The sequence below is a fragment of the Carnimonas bestiolae genome, assembly GCF_051251145.1.
GTDB lineage: Bacteria > Pseudomonadota > Gammaproteobacteria > Pseudomonadales > Halomonadaceae > Carnimonas > Carnimonas bestiolae.
In genome coordinates, this window is sequence record NZ_JBPCZK010000001.1 from 453,192 (window position 1) to 472,163 (window position 18,972).

The following is an 18,972-nucleotide window of genomic DNA, read 5'->3' on the forward strand; positions in this document are numbered from 1 at the left end:
CATACGCCTTGCGACTATCAAGTCGCCGCGTACCTTCCTATTGTCGCGCTTTCACTCAAGCACGCTTGTCGGCGGATGCGAGCGATGCCCCTACGACCAATGGTGAGCCTTAACAACCGCCTCCTGCAGTATGCTTCCTGTTACGCTATGGCCATAGCGGTATTCAAGGGAGATGGCCCAAATGAATCGCACTCGAAGGCTCTGGCGCAACGCGCTCGTGGTCGCGGCGCTGGCAACGTCGTTGGCAGCGGCGGCCGATCAGCCGTCAGCCCGTCAGGCCGCGTCACAACCGACACCCGTCGGCACCTGGCGCATGGTCGACGATAAAACCAAACTGCCCAAGGCAATCGTTGAAATTACCCAGCATGGCGACACCCTGGAAGGCAAACCGATCAAACTGATTCGGCGCCCCGATCAAACGCCCAATCCGCTGTGCGAAAAGTGTGACGGCGAACGCGCCAACCAACCAATCAAGGGCATGACCCTGCTATGGGGAGTCAAGCGCGATGGCGACGAATGGAACGGCGGACACATTCTCGATCCGAGTAACGGCAGCGTGTATCGCGTGAAGCTGATTCCCTCCAAGGACGGCAAGACCATGGAAGTGCGCGGCTATCTGGGTATTTCGCTATTTGGCCGTACCCAGGTGTGGTATCGCCGCAACTAGCTACACCGCAGCGTGGGCTCGCTGTGCCTGGGCTGCTACGGAGCGAACGGGATGGGCGCCCACGCCAGGCGCGTTGAGAGCTGACCGCTGAGGCACGAAGGCGTCACGGCCACAAACCATCAAACGCGCCAACTACCGCTAAATGGACGCGCCAGCGCTCAGGCGATAGCAATATGGGATCGCCAGCACCTAGTGAAGTACACGCCAACGCGCTAGAATATGCGCCCTTCATTCTTGGCAATTCGCCAACACCATTCATGTCCCGGACCGGAACCCGGGCCCGACTACGGGAAAATTCTCCGTTATGACAACGCCTACCCAAGGTGGCGGCAGCGCCACTTCTACGCCCAACCAACGCGCCGTAGTGATCTACTCCGGCGGAATGGACTCCTACACCGTATTACACCGCGCGCTGCGCGAAACAGACGAGGTATATGCCTTGTCATTCGACTATGGCCAGCGCCATCGCTGCGAGCTGGATGTCGCCGAACGCGTGTGTAAACAGCTTGGCGTGCCGCACAAAATCGTGGATATCAGCGCCATTCACTCGATCATTGATAGCTCGGCCCTTACCGATGCTTCTCAGCCGATGCCGCAAGGCGACTACGACGAAAGCAACATGACCGCTACCGTAGTGCCTAACCGCAACATGATTCTGCTGTCGCTGGCGATTGGCTATGCCGTTAACATTGGCGCAGCACGCTGCTATTACGGTGCGCACGGTGGCGACCATGCCATCTACCCTGACTGCCGCCCTGAATTTGTTGAGCGCATGAACAGCGTGGCTGCTATCGCCAACTATCAGTCGGTTGAGCTACTCGCCCCCTACCTTCATGCCAGCAAGGCAGAGATTCTGGGCGACGGGCTGACGATGGGCCTCGACTATACCAATAGCTGGACCTGCTATTCTGGCGGTGAGAAGGCGTGCGGCCTATGCGGAAGCTGCCGCGAGCGTTTGGCCGCCTTCGCTGCGCATCAGATGCAGGACCCACTCCCCTACGTCGATGGGGTGCGTTAATGTACGCGGTCAAGGAAGCGTTTTACACGCTACAAGGGGAAGGCGCGCGCAGCGGACGCGCGGCGGTATTTTGTCGTTTCACCGGGTGTAATCTATGGTCGGGTAGAGCACGTGACCGCGACAGCGCGATGTGCCGATTCTGCGATACCGATTTCGTTGGCACCGACGGGCAAAATGGCGGCCGCTTTCGCGAGGCCGCGGCGCTTGCCGATCACTTGGATGGGCTATGGCCCACGCGAGGCGAAGGTATCAAGCCGTACGTGGTATTCACCGGCGGCGAACCACTGTTGCAGCTCGATGATGCGCTGATCGACGCAATGCACCAGCGCGACTTCGAGATAGCCGTCGAGACCAATGGCACTATCGAGCCCCCGGCGGGAGTAGATTGGCTGTGCGTTAGCCCCAAGGGCTCGGTGGCGTTAGCGGTAAACGGCGGCAATGAGCTGAAACTGGTGTATCCGCAGAGTGATAACAGCCCAGCGCAGTTCGAACATCTAGCGTTTGACCACTTTTACCTTCAGGGCATGGACCTCGCCCCTAGCGGCGGCGTGGGCAATACCATGGAGCAGGCGCTTGACTACTGCATGCGTCATCCCCGTTGGCAGCTTTCGATCCAGATGCACAAAATTGCAGGCATAGATTAATGAGTCTTTTTGTACATTCCCTGACCGCGTTGGACGCCTCTTACTGGTGCGCGGAGCGCGGCCTGATGGGAGCCAGTTGGCAGGTTGATATCGAGCTTGAAGGCGAGCTTGGCGAAGATGGCATGCTGATCGACTTCGGCAATATCAAGCCATGGATCAAGCAGTATATCGATGCCACCGTTGACCACACCCTGATCGTGCCCACCCAGATGCCGGGGCTGCGCGTGAATGAGTGCGTCGAAGGGCTATGCATCGATGCCTCACTGCCATGGCGGATGGAAGTACGAGCGCCGCGTCAGGCATTCACCCTGCTACCGTGGTCAACCATCGAACCGCACCGACTCGGCGAGTGGATCAGCGAGCAGCTGATGAAGCGGCCACCGGCCAACGTTACGGCCATCAAGGTCACGCTGCGCGAAGAACCTATTCGCGAAGGCTATGGCTACGGGTATTCGCATGGACTCAAGCGCCATCAGGGCAACTGCCAGCGCATTGCGCACGGGCACCGGTCGCGACTTGGCATCTGGCGCGATGGTGAGTTGGACGATGAGCTGATTCAGCACTGGAGCGAGCGGCTGGCCAATATCTATCTGGCGGATCGCGAGGATCTGGTGGGCAGTGAGCACGACGACACGCTGCGCTTCGCATATCAGGCCAGCCAAGGGCATTTTCGCATTACACTGCCCAAGGAGAAGGTTATCGTGATGCCCACCGCCACTACGGTAGAGCAGATCGCGCAGTGGCTCGCCAACGAAATTGCGCTGGCAGAAGATGGTCGCATTCGCGTGCAGGCCTTTGAAGGCATTGGCAAGGGAGCGATCGCCGAGGGCAAGCGGTGAGCACATGCCGAGCAGGCTGTGGCGCGTGCTGTATCGCACCTTCGATTTCGTCGCCGATTCCCGGCATGCCGCAGGGTAAGCCTGCGGGTGTCCGCTGCATCCAACTGGACGATAACAACCTGTGCATGCTGTTCGGCAAGCCCGAACGTCCCGAGGTATGCCTTGCGTTCGACTATGATGCCGAGCTGTGCGGTGATCATCGTGACAGCGCACTGCTGAACATACGCTGGCTCGAGCAAAGTACCTGCTAGCACGCTGCTGTTATTGGCTCGAGCGATCTCTCTCGGGCACGGAGGCGCGATCGCCCCGTCAACGGCAACGGCAAGGCCAACGGCTTCAATCGCGCGCTATTTCACCGTTTAATTCTCATGCGCGTATCTCACCGCTTCGCCTTTTTGATTGCAAAATACACCGCGTCTGTTCGCTCCAGTTCAGCGCGAATCTCGTCTGACCGACGCCCCTATCCCAGCGACCACCCCATCGTTATACGCCTTACCTACCTCGCTAGCACTGGGCGCATAGCACAGCGGTGAGCAGTGCAGCTATTCCCAGTGCGGGCCACACGCATGAAAAGGCCGTACTCGATAGCTTACCGAGTACGGCCCTCCACAATAGGCGCTTTGCAGCTTTTATCGCCCATCATCATCTGGACGCCAGGCGCTGAAGTGTTATTTCCCGCGCCTTCTTTACGCCGCAAGTAGCTATTACTCTAACGCCAATAGCGTAACCAGCCCCGCGTACCACAGCAGCGCCAGCACCGAATGGATTGCCACCGGTACATCCGAGGCGTGCCGCCGTGACCGCTTGATGCTGGTCACCACACCAGATGCGATCACAATCGTTGCTAATAACAGCACCGCCCACAGCGCATGTTTGCCCGACCAGGCAATACTACCCAGTATCGCCAGCCCAGCCACCACGAAGCCAAAGTGCGCCACCTTCAAAAACTTGGAGGGTGGGCGATTCATTGCTGCAGCGATTGCCAATATCACGCCGAACAGCGTTGCCACCGAGAGAAGAAGCCACAGCCAGGTTGTCATTTTAATCTCCATATTAATTGTGTGGTTAATATGCCCGTGGCCGGCTTATTTTGCAACGCAACATGCGCCTCTGCGTTGCTATGCTTCAGCCAACGCTCAGCCTGCACGCCCACTTCGACAGACGAAAAAAAGCACCCCAATAGGGGGTGCTTATGCACGGGCAATAGCGTTCGCCTGATATCCATTGGCGCAAGCGCAGCCGGTTCGTAGTTCCATTAGCACGCACCGGTAGAGAGAACGATACCCTCGACGCCACCAACGGCGATAGCCGATAACCCAGCAGCGAGCAAGGCCGCTGACTACCGCCAGTCGCCCCGCTGCGGTTGACTCGCCACCTCGACGCTGAGCGCGAGCTGATGCACACTCCGCACGCGTATCGATCAGGCGCCAGCGGCCGCTCTATGCCCTGCGCAAGCTTACGCGTCGACCAACGAGGTCGCCCCCAATTGCTCCAGCACGAACGCGTACGACTCTGCCAGCTCTTCATAGCGTTTGAAACGCCCTGACTTACCGCCGTGCCCCGCTTCCATATTGGTTCGGAACACCAGCGGGCGCTGTCCAGTATTCATGTCACGTAGCTTCGCGACCCATTTGGCGGGCTCCCAATACTGCACCTGAGAGTCCCACAGTCCCGTGCTGATATAGAGCGCCGGGTAAGCCTGGGCACTGACATTGTCGTAGGGCGAGTAACCCAGCATGTAGTCGTAGTACGTTTGCTGCTCAGGGTTGCCCCACTCGTGATACTCATTGGTGGTGAGCGGAATGGTTGGATCGAGCATGGTGGTAACAATATCGACGAACGGCACGTGCGCCTCCATCACCCGATAGAGCTCAGGTGCCTGGTTCGCGACCGTTCCCATCAGCAGACCGCCAGCGCTTCCCCCGGCGGCTGCCACGCGTTCAGCACTCGCATAGCCCTGCTCGACCAGTGCACGGGTAATATCGATGAAATCATTGAAGGTATTTTGCTTATTCAGCAACCGTCCTGCGTCGTACCACTGACGCCCCAGCTCCGCGCCGCCACGCACATGGGCAATCGCAAACACTACCCCGCGATCCAGCAGGCTGATGCGCGTCGATGAGAAGCCGGGGTCCATCGACATGCCGTAGCTACCATAGCCGTACTGATAGAGCGCGGCGCTACCGTCTTTCACAAATCCCTTGCGATAGACCAGCGACACCGGCACCTCGGTACCATCGCGGACGCTGATCCACAGCCGTTCGGTGTGGTAGTTATCGGGGGAATAGCCGGCCACTTGCTGCTGTTTGAGCTGCTTTCGCTTGCCGCTGGCGAGATCAAGCTCATAGACAGTTGCGGGAGTCGTCAGTGAGGTATAGCCGTAACGCAACAGCGTCGATTCGGCCTCAGGGTTGGCCGATAGCCCCATCGAATAGGCCGGCTCATCGGCCGACACGTAGCGCTGCTCGCCGTTATCGAACAGCAGGCGAATTCGCTCAAGGCCGTTGGAACGCTCTGCGATTGCCAGAAAGCCATCAAACAGCTCGACATCTTCGATCACCACCTGCGGGTCGTAATCGAGCAAAGACTGCCATTCGCTGCGCGATGTAGACGTCGATGGCGCGCTCATTACCTTGAAATTTTCAGCGCCGTCGGCGTTGGTCGAAATGACCCAACGCCCCGCATAGTGATCCGCGTTATAGCGCAGCCCCTCTTCACGCGGTGCCAGTGGAACCAGCTCGGCCGGCTGATCGGCTGAGGTATAGCGCATTTCGGTGGTATCGGTGCTGAAGTGCACCAGAGTGATAAAGCGATCATCACGGGTTTTGGTCAGACCAAGGTAAAAGCTGTTGTCGTGCTCTTCGTAGATCAGCTGGTCTTCTGCCGCATCGGTGCCCAGCACGTGCTTTTTGACACGCTTGGTCAGCAGCGTGTCGGGGTCGTTCTCGATATACAGGAAGGTGCGATTATCGTTGGCCCATACGATATAGCCCGACACGCCGGTAATACCGGTATCGATCACCTCCTCAGTGCCAATTTCCTTGACCTTTATCCTGAATTGACGCCGACCGCTATCGTCCTCGGCCCACGCAATCAGACGGGTATCAGGGCTAATTGCCGCTGCGCCCAGGCTAAAGAACTCCTTGCCTTCCGCCAACTGGTTTTGGTCGAGAAGTATCTGCTCGTGCGAGAAATCGTTATTGGCATGGGCCGCCATCAGCGTTTCTGCGCTCAGCCCTTCGCTATCGCGGCGACGGGCCATCAATGGATAATCCTGACCTTTGATAAAGCGGCTGTAATACCACCAGCCGCGTTTACGGTAAGGCACCGATGACTCTTCCTGATTAATACGCGCAATCAGCTCTTCGTAAAGAGTGTCGCGGAAGCCTGTGAGCGGCGCCAACAGCTGATCCGCATAGCTGTTTTCACGGTTCAGGTAGTCGATGATTGCCGGATCCTTGCGCTCATCGTCACGCAGCCAGTAATAAACATCGTCACGACTCGCCCCAAAGGGAGCCGTAACGGTATGGGGACGCTGCTCGGCATCGGGAGCCGGGAGCGGCTGAACGCTGGAAGAAGAAGTCATCGTACCTACCTGTAAAGAAAAAGCCCGGCACCTAACAGGCACCGGGCTACATGATGTGGCAAAACCTGAAACGCGTTATTTGCGATCGATAGTGGCACGTTCGTTGAGCAGATCCAAGAGGCCCTTGGAAACAGAGTTGCCCTGCGCATCGCGAATCGAGTTAGCGATCTTGCCTTCGGACCCTTTATCGCTGCGAGTACCAACGCCGTTGAGCTCGAGTACCGCTACCTTGTTATCGCCAAGCTCGGCGGTGCCAAAGCTATGCTTGCCTTGCTCAGGGCGCGGCAGCGCAAAGGCCCGGTTAATGATCTTGGCATCGGGGGTATCGGCATTACGGGAAACCTTGGCCGCCGACTGCCAGCCAAGCGCCACCTGCTCACCCTGTTTGAGTGAGGCGACACGCTGCTTGGCCAGATCGTTAAGCGCGCTACGGGTTTTGTCGGCGATAACCGCCTGACGCACCCGATCCTTGACCTGATCGAACGGAAGCTGCTGCTGATCGCGGTGCTCACTCACGTGCAGCACTACGCGGCGATCATTGCCCAGATCGAGCACATCGCTGTTGTAGCCTTTGCTTAGCACATCGCTGGAGAACGCAGCGTCAAGCACGCCCGGCTCGCCCAGTATGCCGTCAATGTTATCGCTGTCTTCAGCCAGCCAATCGCTGTGCTGAAGCGGCAGCTTCATGTCCTTGGCAACGCTATCGAGATTATCAGCCGAGAAGCTCTTGTCGCCCAGCTCTTCAACGGCATTATCGAACTCGCTATTGACCTTCTGCAGCTGCAAACGCTCAGTGATCTGCGGCTTCAGTTCGTCGAAGGAAGGCATATCGATACCGGTTACCTTGACCAAATGCAGCGCGCCGTCGAATTCAAACGGCTTCGATACCTGGCCTTTAGTCAGCTTGGCAACAGTGCTGTCGAAAGGCTCGCCGAAGATGCCGGTGGTCACGTTACCGAGATCGCCGCCGTTGCTGGCAGATGCCTTGTCGTCAGAGAACTGGCGCGCCACGCTGGCGAAGTCCTTGCCGCCATCGAGCTGCTGCTGCACTTGCTGCATACGCGCCTTGGCCTTCTGCGCATCCTTGTCGGAAATCACGATGTCAGAAACCTGACGCGCGGCATCCTTGGCCTGATTGTCGTACTCAGCGCGCAGGTCGCTGTCGCTTACGCTGACGTTTTTGGCCAGCGCGCTTTTATCGAGCACCAGATAATCAAGCTTGACCTGCTCAGGGCGTACATACTGCTCCTTGTGCTGGTCGTAGTACTGCTGCAGCTCTTCGTCGCTGGCCTGCACCGGCGCAGAGAGGTTGCTGCTATCGAGAATGGCATAGCGGAAATCGCGCGTTTCATTGCTCAGCGCGGTAATCTTGGAGCGCTCGGCACCGGTCGCAAAGCTGCCCAGAATCAGGCCGTTTTGCAACTGACGGATGGTCAGATCACGCTTTAGATAGTCACGGAAGGTTTCCGGGGTATAGCCGATCTGGCGCAGCTTCTCGACAAACTGCTGGGTCGAGAACTTGCCATCGTTCGACTTGAACTGCGGCAAGTTCAGGATCAACTGGTCAATCTGAGCATCAGAGACCGCCATACCACCCTTGGCAGCATACTGATCAAGCAGCTTCTGCTGAATCAACTGATCGAGGATCTGGCCGCGTGCCTGCTCCTGCTTCTCTGGAGGCAGGTCGCCCGACTGCGCCAAGCGCATCACTTGCTCATCAAGGGAGCGCCGGCTGATACCATCCCCATTGACGGTGGCCACGTCGTTTTTCGACGAGCCACCAGAAAACAGGCTGCCTAGATTCTCAAGGCCAAACAGCGCAAACACGACCACGACTACGCCAATAACTACCTTGGAAATCCAGCCGGAAGAATGTTCCCTGATTTGTTGCAGCATTGAAACCTCGGTTGATCACAAACGGTCTTGGATGGTGCCGCATTATACCTTTTACATGCATCGGCACGCCATGCGCGATGAACTTCACGTACCGCAAAACCGGAGTGTTTTAACGTGAAAAGTAGTGATAGCCACACCAACGCCCTGACCAGCGCGCAAACAAAAAGCGCATCAAAGGATGCGCTTTATGTTCGATAACGGGGTGACTTACCGGTGCACCGCACCTGAACTTAGCCAACCTAACCCTTATCAACGCCTGAGAACGTGTGTCTTAGTTGACGGAGTCCTTGAGCGCTTTACCAGCCTTGAAGCTCGGCACTTTAGCCGCAGCAATCTTGATCGGCTTGCCAGTCTGGGGGTTGCGACCAGTACGTGCAGCGCGTTCCTTGATGCTGAAAGTACCGAAGCCTACCAGAGCAACAGTGTCGCCTTTCTTGAGGCTGTCAGTGACAGAATCGATCAACGCGTCGAGAGCACGAGTAGCTGCCGCTTTAGGAATGTCGGCAGAAGCCGCGATGGCTTCAATCAGTTCAGATTTATTCACTATTCACCCCTTGGGTTAACAAATAAGTACCATGCGTATGCGCGGTGACCAATGCACAATATGATATTGCATCGACCGTCATTGTATAGCAACGCGCCCAAATTCGGTCAAGTAAATTGAGTGCTGAAACCGCGCCATTACTGAATAAATCGAGTTTTATGGCGCGAAAACCATGTCAATGGGTACTTGCTGAAGATGGCCGAGCGGCAGTGGATTTACCGCGCGCGCGCTCTACTTTATCGTCCGCGTGGCGCGAGCCCAGGGCCACTTCGAGCACCTGATCGATCCATTTAACGGGCCGAATATCGAGCACATCCTTGATAGCATCAGGCACTTCCTTGAGGTCGCGCTGGTTCTCTTCAGGAATCAGCACAATCTTGATGCCACCGCGACGCGCGGCCAATAGCTTCTCTTTCAAACCGCCAATTGGCATCACTTCACCGCGCAGATTCACCTCGCCCGTCATCGCCACATCAGCGCGCACGCCGCGCCCGGTATAGGCAGACACCATCGCGGTGACCATGCCAATGCCAGCGCTGGGGCCGTCCTTAGGCGTTGCCCCTTCAGGCACGTGAATATGCAAATCCTGCTTTTCGAAACGTTCAGGATCGATCTGCAGCGCCTCGGCACGCGAGCGCACCACGGTATATGCGGCGCTAACCGATTCTTTCATCACGTCGCCCAGCGAGCCGGTTTTTTCAATCCGCCCTTTGCCGGGAGACGTGACCGATTCGATGTACAGCAGTTCGCCGCCCACCGACGTCCAGGCCAGCCCGGTAACGCGCCCGACCTGATCTTCGCTATCCGCCAGACCGAAGCTGTAGCGGCGCACGCCGGCGTAACGCTCGATATCATCGGCACCCAGCGCCAACGGGGCTGCGGCACCCTTACCGCGCTCTTGCTCAACGCGCTCGCGTACGACCTTGCGCGCCACCTTGGCAATCTGACGCTCGAGCTCGCGCACCCCTGCTTCGCGCGAATAATAGCGAATCAGCTCCAGCAGCGCAGGCTCGTCGAACGTCAGCTCGTCTTTCTTGAGTCCATTCGCCGCCAGCTGTTTCGGCACCAGATAGCGCTTGGCGATACCGAGCTTCTCATCTTCGGTATAGCCTGGCAGGCGAATGATCTCCATGCGGTCGAGCAGCGGCTCGGGAATGTTCATCGAGTTGGCGGTGCAGATGAACATCACGTCCGACAGGTCGTAGTCGAGCTCGAGATAGTGATCGTTGAAGGCGCTGTTTTGCTCGGGATCGAGCACCTCGAGCAGCGCCGATGACGGATCACCGCGGTGATCCTGGCCCAGCTTGTCGATTTCATCGAGCAAAAACAGCGGGTTTTTGACACCCGTCTTGGCCATCCGCTGCACCAGCTTGCCCGGCATCGAGCCAATATAGGTGCGGCGATGGCCACGAATTTCGGATTCATCGCGAACGCCGCCCAGCGCCAGGCGGGTGTAGTTGCGGTTAGTAGCGCGCGCAATCGACTGACCGAGCGAAGTTTTACCCACCCCGGGCGGGCCCACCAGGCACAGTACCGGCCCCTTGAGCTTCTTGACGCGCTTCTGCACCGCCAAGTACTCGAGAATGCGCTCTTTCACTTCCTCGAGCCCGTAGTGATCTTCGTCGAGAATGCGCGCGGCGCGCTCGATGTCGTGTTTGACGCGGGTGCGTTTTTTCCACGGCACGCTAAGCACCCAGTCGAGATAGGTTCTAACAACGGTGGCCTCGGCCGAGCTCTGCGCCATCATCTTGAGCTTGTTAAGCTCCTGACGTGCCTTCTCTTCGGCTTCCTTGGGCATGCCGCTGTCAGCAATGCTTTTCTCGTACTGTTCGATTTCATTGGGTACGTCGTCAAGCTCGCCCATCTCTTTCTGAATGGCCTTCATCTGCTCATTCAGATAGTACTCGCGCTGCGACTTCTCCATCTGCTCCTTGACCCGCGAGCGGATGCGTTTCTCGACTTGCAGCAGATCGATTTCAGCCTCGATCAGCGACAGCATGTGCTCGATGCGCTCACGCACCTTATCGAGCTCCAGCAGCTGCTGTTTTTCACCGATTGCCAGCGACAAATGCGCACTGATGGTGTCGACCAGCTTGCTGGGGTCGTCGATGCCTTTCAGTGACGAGAGCACTTCGTTAGGGACTTTCTTGGACAGCTTGACGTACTGCTCGAACTGCTCGAGCAATACCCGCACCAGCGCTTCGCGTTCGCGCTCCTTGAGCGGCTCGCTAGCGCGCGGAGACACTTCGGCGCGGACCATCTGATCGTCTTCATCGAGCGCCACCAGATCGGCGCGCTGCTGCCCTTCTATCAGCACCTTGACGGTGCCATCAGGCAGTTTTAGCAGTTGCATGATTTCCGCAACCGTCCCTACCCGAAACAGATCGTCGTGATCCGGTTCGTTCTCGGTTGCCTCACGCTGGGCGACCAGCATCACGCGTTTGTCGGCGGCCATCGCGGCTTCGAGGGCATTAATCGACTTTTCACGCCCGACAAACAGTGGGATCACCATCTGGGGGTACACCACCACGTCACGCAATGGCAACAATGGAAGATGTTGCGTTTGTTCGGTGGAACTTGCCATCCAGACTTTCCTCTTGCTTGAAATCAGGGTGTTCGCAAGCTGCAGGAACACCTTCGTTGCCCACATTAATGAGGGCACAATCACGAAATGCAACCCCGTACCGGTGCTGCGAGGGCCATAACGAACAAGGGGCCCGAAGGCCCCTTGTGCGATAACCGCTGCTGCTCGCCTCTCGCCAGCGCCTGCAGCACGAGGGTTGGTCAGCGGTGCTTAGCCGTCCTTGTTGGCAGTACGCTTGAGCGATTCGTCATCTTGCGAGTAGATGACAATCGGCTCGCTGGTACCGGCAATCACATTCTCGTCGATAACCACTTTCGACACGTTGTTCTGCGACGGAATGTCGTACATGGTGTCGAGCAGCACTGCTTCGAGAATGGAACGCAGACCGCGAGCACCGGTACGACGCTCCATGGCCCTGTGAGCCACTGCCTTGAGCGCTTCTTCACGGAAGTCGAGTTCGACATTTTCCATTTCGAAGAGGCGCTCGTACTGACGTACCAGCGAGTTTTTCGGCTCGGTAAGAATTTGCACCAAGGCGCTTTCATCAAGCTCGTTCAGCGTCGCGATGACCGGCAAGCGACCCACGAACTCGGGGATCAGGCCGAACTTGACCAGATCGTCGGGCTCGACATCGGCCAGGGTTTCGCCCACGCCTTTCTGATCGGCCTTGCTTTTAACAGTAGCACCGAAGCCAATGCCGCCTTTTTCGGAGCGATCGCGAATTACCTTATCGAGACCGGCAAAGGCACCGCCGACGATGAACAGGATGTTGCTGGTGTCTACCTGCAGGAATTCCTGCTGCGGATGCTTGCGCCCACCCTGCGGCGGCACCGAAGCAGTGGTGCCTTCGATCATTTTCAGCAGCGCCTGCTGCACGCCTTCACCGGATACATCGCGGGTGATCGAGGGATTCTCCGACTTACGGGTAATCTTGTCGATTTCATCGATGTATACGATGCCACGCTGCGCTTTCTCGACATCGTAATCGCACGATTGCAGCAGCTTCTGAATGATGTTTTCGACATCTTCGCCAACATAGCCTGCTTCAGTCAGGGTGGTGGCGTCGGCAATCGTGAACGGCACATTGAGGAGGCGCGCCATGGTTTGTGCCAACAGCGTTTTACCACTACCGGTCGGGCCAATCAGCAGGATGTTGCTTTTACCAAGCTCGACATCACCGTTGCCCATTCTGAGACGCTTGTAGTGGTTGTACACCGCTACCGACAGCACCGTTTTGGCACGTTCCTGACCAATGACGTAGTCGTCTAGCGTTCCGCTAATCTCATGCGGCGTCGGCAGGCGTTCCTGCCCTTCTTCCTGAGATTCGGCTTCGAGCACTTCCTCACGAATAATGTCGTTACAGAGGTCTACGCACTCGTCACATATATAGACGGACGGTCCCGCGATCAGCTTGCGTACTTCGTTTTGGTTTTTGCCGCAAAACGAGCAATACAAAAGCTTGCCACTTTCGTCCTTGTCTTTGCCGTCTGCCATACGAGTACCTCTTTTCAAAGCGGTGGTATCGAACGCCACCGCGCTTACGGAATCAAGCTTTGAGCGCTGGGAGCACGCTCAAAGACGGAATCAGGCTTGTGGGCGGCGATCAAGTACGGCGTCTATCAGGCCGTAATCAGCCGCGCTTTGCGCGCTCATGAAGTTGTCGCGGTCGGTGTCGCGCTCAATCTTTTCGAGCGGCTGCCCAGTGTGTTCGGCCATCACGCGGTTGAGCTCTTCACGAATCTTGAGGATCTCTTGCGTGTGGATTTCGATATCACTGGCAGGCCCCTGGAAGCCGCCCAGCGGCTGGTGAATCATCACCCGCGAGTGCGGCAGCGCGAAGCGCTTGCCTTCTGCCCCACCGGTCAGCAGCAGCGCACCCATGCTTGCCGCCTGACCGATGCACAGCGTAGAAACGTCGGGCTTGATGAACTGCATGGTGTCGTAAATGGACATCCCTGCCGTTACCGAGCCGCCGGGGGAATTGATGTAGAGATGGATATCCTTGTCAGGATTCTCGGACTCCAGAAAGAGCATCTGAGCCACTACCAGGTTAGCCGTGTAATCCTCGACCGGTCCTACCAGAAAGATAACGCGCTCTTTGAGCAGTCGGGAGTATATGTCGTAAGAGCGTTCGCCTCGTGCGCTCTGCTCCACCACCATGGGGACCAGTCCACCGGCACTACTAATATCAAACTCGCTGCGCATCGTGACCCTGCCCTTAAATTCTGTAGAACCAAACTGCGGCGATGACAATCGGCTTAAGCCGGCTGTCGTCGGCGACATTCGTCAATGTAAACACAATATCAGGCGCGCGTCATTTCATCGCGCCAGTAGGGGTGTCCTATTCTTTAAACAGCTGCGGCCCGACCGAAGCCGAGCCGCATTTCTGGCTGCCTGCAGCGCTTGGCGCCACGTAGCAGAGAGGAACGCCTTAGCTGTTTTCCTCGTCCTTGGCTTCAGCTGTTTCGGAGGCTTCTTCACCTTCGGCAGCCGGGTTAGCCTGAGCGGCAGCCAGCGCGTCCTGATAAGACATCTCCTTATCAGTGACATTGGCGCTTTCGGACAGTTTTTCAACCGCCTTGTTTTCGAGCACCGCTGATTTGAGCTGATTTTTCATCTGCTCATTATTCAGATACTGCTCAACAACCTGCTCGGGCTGCTGGTACTGCTGCGCGATCTGCTCGCCAAAGCTGCGAAGCTCGTCGTCGGAAGCATCGAGACTGTTGGCGCTGACAACTTCCGCCAGCAGCAGACCAACCTGCACGCGAGACTTGCCCTGCTCTTCGAACAGCTCGTTGGGAAGCTGGCTAACGTCGAAATCTTCGCCCAGACCAAACTGCTGCGCCGCCTGACGCTTGAGCGCATCGACTTCCTGTTGCACCAGGCTTTTCGGTACGTCGATCGGATTAGCCGCTTTCAGCGCTTCGATTACCTGCTGCTTAACGCTGTTTTCAACGGCAGTGTCGAGCTCGCGCTCCATGTTCTTGCGCACTTCCACCTTGAATTCTTCAAGATCGCCACTTTCAACACCGAAACGCTTGGTGAACTCAGCGTTGATTTCCGGCAGCGCCTGTTCCTTGACTTCGTGCACCTTAGTTTTGAAGGTTGCTTCCTGACCGGCCAGGTGTTCAGCCTGATAATCTTCCGGGAAAGTGACCTTGATGGTTGGCTCATCGCCTGCGCTGGCGCCTACCAGTTGGTCTTCGAAGCCCGGGATGAAGCTGTTGGAACCCAGCACCAGTTCGTGACCTTCGGCCTTGCCACCTTCGAACGGCTCGTCACCGAGGAAGCCTTCGAAGTCGATCTTGAGCTGATCGCCATCGGCTGCAGCACGTTCAACAGTAGACCAGTCAGCCGCTTGCTTGCGCAGGCTTTCGATCATTTCGTCGACGTCGGCATCGGTGATGGAAGCCTTGGGACGCTCAATGGAAGTGCCTTCGATACCTTTCAGCTCGATCTGCGGATACACTTCGATGCTGGCAACGAATTCGAGATCCTTGCCCGGCTCATTGACGGTCGGCTCGATTTCGGGGAAACCCGCTGGGTTCAGCGACTCTTCGGAGAGCGCTTTAACGTAGTTCTCACGAATAATTTCGCTGATGGCTTCGTTGCGTGCTTCTGCACCGAAACGACTGCGCAGCACCTTGGCAGGCACCTTACCCGGGCGGAAGCCATTCATACGACGCCCCTGAAACTTTTTCAGCTGCGCATCTGCTGCTTGGTCAACCTGTGCGGCCGGTACCTGAATGGTCAGGCGGCGCCCGATTGTAGAAGTCGTTTCGACAGACACTTGCATGGATGATCCTTTACCCGCCGTGCGGGGCGTTACGTGTTGGGTTGCAGCGCCCTGCTAACGTGATGAAGACAGGCCGCAACGACTGAAAATATAGTGCGCAGGTTAATGCGAAGGCGAAGATTTTAAGAACACTCGCGCATTAAGACAAGCGTTTGACTCCTCGTCATCATGGGGCCAGATATCAGCGATTCAAGGCCAGTCGGCAAAAATTATGCTAGCGCGCTGACATTACTGGAGTTTTCCCGCATTTGAGCGGAAGAAAAGCGTATTTCTTGGACATAAAAAAAAGCACCCGACGTTGGGTGCTCTTTCAAAAGACTGACGCTTCAGCCTTTAATAATTTTGTCGGGATGGGGTGAGTGAAGGGGATCGAACCCTCGACCACCGGAGCCACAATCCGGAGCTCTACCACTGAGCTACACCCACCATAACCGAAACATGTAGTAGCAATAACGAATGTTTCAATTCAATTGCTAGCCTGCCCTGACCTAACCGAGCAGATTACTGAACACTCACTGCCAGAATGACCGACACGTGGCGCGCCCAGCAGGACTCGAACCTGCAACCTACGGCTTAGAAGGCCGTTGCTCTATCCGGTTGAGCTATAGGCGCATAGTACGACCGAGACCTGTCAACGTCAACCCTGAACGAGGAAAAATCCTTCCTAATCAATAGGTTGGTCGGGGTAGAGGGATTCGAACCCCCGACATCCTGCTCCCAAAGCAGGCGCGCTACCAGACTGCGCTATACCCCGTTTCCAAGCGTCGTGCTTGACGATGCGACGCGCATTTTACCGTCTTTCTTGCGCGGGTCAAGCAGAATTATCAATGGCTTGTACGAAATCGACGCTGAGCGCGTCACGCCAGCGCCACACGCGCGGTTAACGCCCCGCCTTCACCACCGATGGAGAGATGCACAGCTGATATAACGATTCGCCAAGCGCGAAGATGCAGTAAGAAAACAGCAGCGATACGGCCCTGCGTATAACCCCAGGATGTGTGCAACCAAGGGCCTGCTTTATTACTTGCCGCTCTCCCTGAGCGCAGCGCCTGAGGTAATGAGCAAAGAGGAGAAAGCGGCCGCCTGACATTAACGATGCTTTGACTGGCACGCGCGGCGTGCGACAATCGCCGTTATACCGATCATTTTCAACATTGCTAGAGGAACTGCCATCGATGGCCGCACAATTGATTGATGGAAAGAAAGTTGCCCATCATGTTCGTGCCAAAGTAGCTGCAGCAACGGCCAAGCGTCAGCAGCAAGGGCTTTCTGCCCCCGGCCTTGCGGTGGTGCTGGTGGGGGACGATCCCGCCTCGCAAGTGTATGTACGTAACAAGGAGCGTGCCTGCGAGGAAGCGGGCATTGAGTCGTTCAAGCATCAGTTGCCCGCAGCAACGACTCAATCCGAGCTTGAGGCCCTGATCGACGAGCTCAATAGTGATGCGCGCATCGATGGCATTCTGGTACAGCTACCGCTGCCTGCGCATCTCGATGAAAATCCCATTCTGGAGCGAATTGCCGCAGACAAGGATGTCGATGGGTTCCATCCCTACAACCTTGGGCGTTTAGCGCAGCGTCAGCCCGACCTGCGCCCCTGCACTCCCAAGGGCATCATGACGCTGCTCGATTACTACGACCTGCCGGTACGGGGTATCGATGCCACCATCGTCGGGGCCAGCAATATTGTGGGACGCCCGATGGCACTGGAGCTACTGCTGGCCGGTGCTTCCATCTCGGTGTGCCATCGCTTCACCAAGGATCTCGAAGCCTACGTGCGGCGCGCTGAACTGCTGATCGTTGGCGTGGGGATTCCCCACTTGATCAAGGGTGAGTGGATTCGTGAAGACGCGATTGTTATCGACGTTGGCATTAATCGCCTCGAAGATGGCCATCTGGTCGGCGACGTGGAATTTGACCAAGCCCGCGAACGAGCGGCCTGGATTACCCCGGTGCCTGGCGGTGTTGGCCCAATGACCGTGGCGTCACTGTTGGAAAACACCCTGACCGCCGCCACCTTACACGATACTCAACGCTAGTTAACGAGCGTTACCGGTGGCAGATGCCGTGCCGCGAGCACAGGCCGGTATCAAACAACTCTTTCATCGCATCTGCTGCGGCGGATGCCAGACCAACGCTTAGGAGACCCCATGAGCGAGAAACAGATGAATGTCGAAAGCTTCAACCTGGATCACACCAAGGTAAAAGCGCCTTATGTTCGCCTGGCTGGCGTCAAGGAAGGCATCCACGGCGACAAGATTTTCAAATACGACCTGCGCATTAGCCAGCCGAATAAAGAGCACATGGAAATGCCTGCGCTCCATTCACTTGAGCACCTGACTGCTGAGCTGGCGCGCAACCACACAGACAAGATTCTGGACATAGGCCCAATGGGTTGCCAGACCGGCTTCTATTGGTCACTGATTAACCACGAAGACTACGACGACGTGCTAGACATCATTGAGAAGACGTTGAAAGACGTTCTCGAGGCCGATGAAGTGCCCGCGTGCAACCCCACTCAATGTGGCTGGGCAGCAAGCCACAGCCTCGAGGGCGCTAAAGAGCTGGCCCGTGATCTGCTAGCCAAGCGTGGCGAGTGGGATCAGGTGTTCGCTTGATGAGCACACAGGATGCTCGCCCCGAATCAGTGCAGGTAGCACTGATTGGCGCGATGGCTCAGGAAGTTGACGCCTTGCTGGCGTTGTTCGATACCCCGCCCACTAAAACCGAAGTGGGCGGCTCGGTATTTCACCGCGGCAGCCTCAAGGGCAAGCAGGTGGTGTTGCTGGAATCGGGCATTGGCAAAGTCAACGCTGCGGTCGCAACGGCCCTCACCTTCCAGCGCTATACGCCCGACGCCGTTATCAATATCGGCTCCGCAGGCGGGCTGGGCGAAGGCCTGAGTATCGGTGATATCGTGGTGTCGTCACAGGTGTTTCACCATGACGTTGATGTCACGGCCTTTGGTTACGCGCCCGGCCAGATTCCCGGCATGCCGGCGCGCTATAGCGCCGATAACGATCTGGTGGCGCTAGCGCGCAAGGCCATCGATGGCCTGGGTATCGCTGCGCACGAAGGTGCGATTGGCTCGGGCGATGTATTCGTGGCAGGCAAGGATGCGGTAGCGTCGCTGCGCCGACGTTTCCCTGAGCTGATTGCTGCCGAGATGGAAGCCGCCGCAATTGCGCAAACCTGCGAGCGCTTCAACTGTCCCTTTGTGGTTACCCGTGCCATTTCGGATCTTCCCGAGAAGGACGGCAATAACGTGGATTTCGAGACCTTCCTCGCCACCGCAGCCGCCAACTCAGCGAAGATGGTAGCGTCGATGCTGGAACAGCTCGGCTGATACCACGGCGAACGCCAAGGAATGCCGCAGAGGGCAGTGCTTGCCCTCCGCGGCA

Annotated in this window: 16 protein-coding genes and 3 tRNA genes; 8 read left to right on the plus strand and 11 right to left on the minus strand. The window is 57.2% G+C overall.

What is annotated here, in order from left to right:
- Positions 1–181: 181 nt before the first annotated feature.
- The 5 genes from R84865_RS02095 to R84865_RS02115 all read left to right on the plus strand — a co-directional run bounded on the left by R84865_RS02095 (position 182) and on the right by R84865_RS02115 (position 3,419).
- Complete coding sequence (locus R84865_RS02095; protein ID WP_435632970.1) at positions 182–667, plus strand: DUF2147 domain-containing protein; 486 nt, start codon at positions 182–184, stop codon at positions 665–667.
- Between the two features lie 304 nt (positions 668–971).
- A complete protein-coding gene (queC, locus tag R84865_RS02100; protein ID WP_435632971.1) occupies positions 972–1,685 on the plus strand; it encodes a 7-cyano-7-deazaguanine synthase QueC in 714 nt (237 codons plus the stop codon).
- Entirely contained in the window at positions 1,685–2,329 is a 645-nt protein-coding gene (gene queE, locus R84865_RS02105; RefSeq protein WP_435638716.1) for a 7-carboxy-7-deazaguanine synthase, read from the plus strand. Before queC ends, queE begins: the two co-directional genes overlap by 1 nt.
- A complete protein-coding gene (locus tag R84865_RS02110; protein ID WP_435632973.1) occupies positions 2,329–3,168 on the plus strand; it encodes a 6-carboxytetrahydropterin synthase in 840 nt (279 codons plus the stop codon). The genes queE and R84865_RS02110 overlap by 1 nt, the downstream gene beginning before the upstream one ends.
- Complete coding sequence (locus R84865_RS02115) at positions 3,165–3,419, plus strand: YkgJ family cysteine cluster protein (protein WP_435632974.1); 255 nt, start codon at positions 3,165–3,167, stop codon at positions 3,417–3,419. Before R84865_RS02110 ends, R84865_RS02115 begins: the two co-directional genes overlap by 4 nt.
- 453 nt (positions 3,420–3,872) lie before the next feature.
- On the opposite strand, the gene R84865_RS02120 is transcribed toward R84865_RS02115, so the two are convergent.
- The 11 genes from R84865_RS02120 to R84865_RS02170 all read right to left on the minus strand — a co-directional run bounded on the left by R84865_RS02120 (position 3,873) and on the right by R84865_RS02170 (position 16,328).
- Complete coding sequence (locus R84865_RS02120; protein WP_435632975.1) at positions 3,873–4,208, minus strand: hypothetical protein; 336 nt, start codon at positions 4,206–4,208, stop codon at positions 3,873–3,875.
- Between the two features lie 416 nt (positions 4,209–4,624).
- Positions 4,625–6,754 (minus strand): S9 family peptidase, encoded by a 2,130-nt coding sequence (locus R84865_RS02125; RefSeq protein ID WP_435638717.1) that lies wholly within the window; start codon positions 6,752–6,754, stop codon positions 4,625–4,627.
- Positions 6,755–6,829: 75 nt separating this feature from the next.
- Positions 6,830–8,650 (minus strand): SurA N-terminal domain-containing protein, encoded by a 1,821-nt coding sequence (locus tag R84865_RS02130; RefSeq protein ID WP_435638718.1) that lies wholly within the window; start codon positions 8,648–8,650, stop codon positions 6,830–6,832.
- Positions 8,651–8,921: 271 nt separating this feature from the next.
- Complete coding sequence (hupB, locus tag R84865_RS02135; RefSeq protein WP_435632978.1) at positions 8,922–9,194, minus strand: nucleoid-associated protein HU-beta; 273 nt, start codon at positions 9,192–9,194, stop codon at positions 8,922–8,924.
- Between the two features lie 175 nt (positions 9,195–9,369).
- Positions 9,370–11,778: an endopeptidase La gene (lon, locus tag R84865_RS02140; protein ID WP_435638719.1), complete on the minus strand. Its 2,409-nt coding sequence runs from the start codon at positions 11,776–11,778 to the stop codon at positions 9,370–9,372.
- 210 nt (positions 11,779–11,988) lie between these two features.
- A complete protein-coding gene (clpX, locus tag R84865_RS02145; RefSeq protein WP_435638720.1) occupies positions 11,989–13,272 on the minus strand; it encodes an ATP-dependent Clp protease ATP-binding subunit ClpX in 1,284 nt (427 codons plus the stop codon).
- Between the two features lie 90 nt (positions 13,273–13,362).
- Positions 13,363–13,983: an ATP-dependent Clp endopeptidase proteolytic subunit ClpP gene (gene clpP / locus R84865_RS02150; RefSeq protein ID WP_435632981.1), complete on the minus strand. Its 621-nt coding sequence runs from the start codon at positions 13,981–13,983 to the stop codon at positions 13,363–13,365.
- 226 nt (positions 13,984–14,209) lie between these two features.
- A complete protein-coding gene (tig, locus tag R84865_RS02155; RefSeq protein WP_435638721.1) occupies positions 14,210–15,574 on the minus strand; it encodes a trigger factor in 1,365 nt (454 codons plus the stop codon).
- A 351-nt stretch (positions 15,575–15,925) separates the two neighbouring features.
- Positions 15,926–16,000: transfer RNA gene (locus tag R84865_RS02160), tRNA-His, on the minus strand.
- A 109-nt stretch (positions 16,001–16,109) separates the two neighbouring features.
- Positions 16,110–16,186, minus strand: a tRNA-Arg gene (locus R84865_RS02165).
- A gap of 65 nt (positions 16,187–16,251) precedes the next feature.
- A tRNA-Pro gene (locus R84865_RS02170) sits at positions 16,252–16,328 on the minus strand.
- Positions 16,329–16,749: 421 nt separating this feature from the next.
- Between R84865_RS02170 and folD the strand changes: the two genes are divergently transcribed.
- The 3 genes from folD (at position 16,750) to R84865_RS02185 (ending at position 18,917) form a co-directional block, all read left to right on the plus strand.
- Entirely contained in the window at positions 16,750–17,610 is an 861-nt protein-coding gene (gene folD, locus R84865_RS02175; RefSeq protein WP_435633487.1) for a bifunctional methylenetetrahydrofolate dehydrogenase/methenyltetrahydrofolate cyclohydrolase FolD, read from the plus strand.
- 111 nt (positions 17,611–17,721) lie between these two features.
- Positions 17,722–18,189, plus strand: a complete 468-nt coding sequence (locus R84865_RS02180; protein ID WP_435633488.1) for an S-ribosylhomocysteine lyase — start codon at positions 17,722–17,724, stop codon at positions 18,187–18,189.
- Entirely contained in the window at positions 18,189–18,917 is a 729-nt protein-coding gene (locus tag R84865_RS02185) for a 5'-methylthioadenosine/adenosylhomocysteine nucleosidase (protein ID WP_435636893.1), read from the plus strand. The genes R84865_RS02180 and R84865_RS02185 overlap by 1 nt, the downstream gene beginning before the upstream one ends.
- Positions 18,918–18,972: the final 55 nt, after the last annotated feature.

Excerpts from the sequence above, each read along its gene's own strand:
- R84865_RS02095 (WP_435632970.1), top strand. The coding sequence starts at position 182 with ATGAATCGCACTCGAAGGCTCTGGCGCAACGCGCTCGTGGTCGCGGCG.
- queC (WP_435632971.1), top strand. The coding sequence starts at position 972 with ATGACAACGCCTACCCAAGGTGGCGGCAGCGCCACTTCTACGCCCAAC.
- queE (WP_435638716.1), top strand. The coding sequence starts at position 1,685 with ATGTACGCGGTCAAGGAAGCGTTTTACACGCTACAAGGGGAAGGCGCG.
- R84865_RS02110 (WP_435632973.1), top strand. The coding sequence starts at position 2,329 with ATGAGTCTTTTTGTACATTCCCTGACCGCGTTGGACGCCTCTTACTGG.
- R84865_RS02120 (WP_435632975.1), bottom strand. The coding sequence starts at position 4,208 with ATGACAACCTGGCTGTGGCTTCTTCTCTCGGTGGCAACGCTGTTCGGC.
- R84865_RS02125 (WP_435638717.1), bottom strand. The coding sequence starts at position 6,754 with ATGACTTCTTCTTCCAGCGTTCAGCCGCTCCCGGCTCCCGATGCCGAG.
- R84865_RS02130 (WP_435638718.1), bottom strand. The coding sequence starts at position 8,650 with ATGCTGCAACAAATCAGGGAACATTCTTCCGGCTGGATTTCCAAGGTA.
- lon (WP_435638719.1), bottom strand. The coding sequence starts at position 11,778 with ATGGCAAGTTCCACCGAACAAACGCAACATCTTCCATTGTTGCCATTG.
- clpX (WP_435638720.1), bottom strand. The coding sequence starts at position 13,272 with ATGGCAGACGGCAAAGACAAGGACGAAAGTGGCAAGCTTTTGTATTGC.
- clpP (WP_435632981.1), bottom strand. The coding sequence starts at position 13,983 with ATGCGCAGCGAGTTTGATATTAGTAGTGCCGGTGGACTGGTCCCCATG.
- tig (WP_435638721.1), bottom strand. The coding sequence starts at position 15,574 with ATGCAAGTGTCTGTCGAAACGACTTCTACAATCGGGCGCCGCCTGACC.
- folD (WP_435633487.1), top strand. The coding sequence starts at position 16,750 with ATGGCCGCACAATTGATTGATGGAAAGAAAGTTGCCCATCATGTTCGT.
- R84865_RS02180 (WP_435633488.1), top strand. The coding sequence starts at position 17,722 with ATGAGCGAGAAACAGATGAATGTCGAAAGCTTCAACCTGGATCACACC.
- R84865_RS02185 (WP_435636893.1), top strand. The coding sequence starts at position 18,189 with ATGAGCACACAGGATGCTCGCCCCGAATCAGTGCAGGTAGCACTGATT.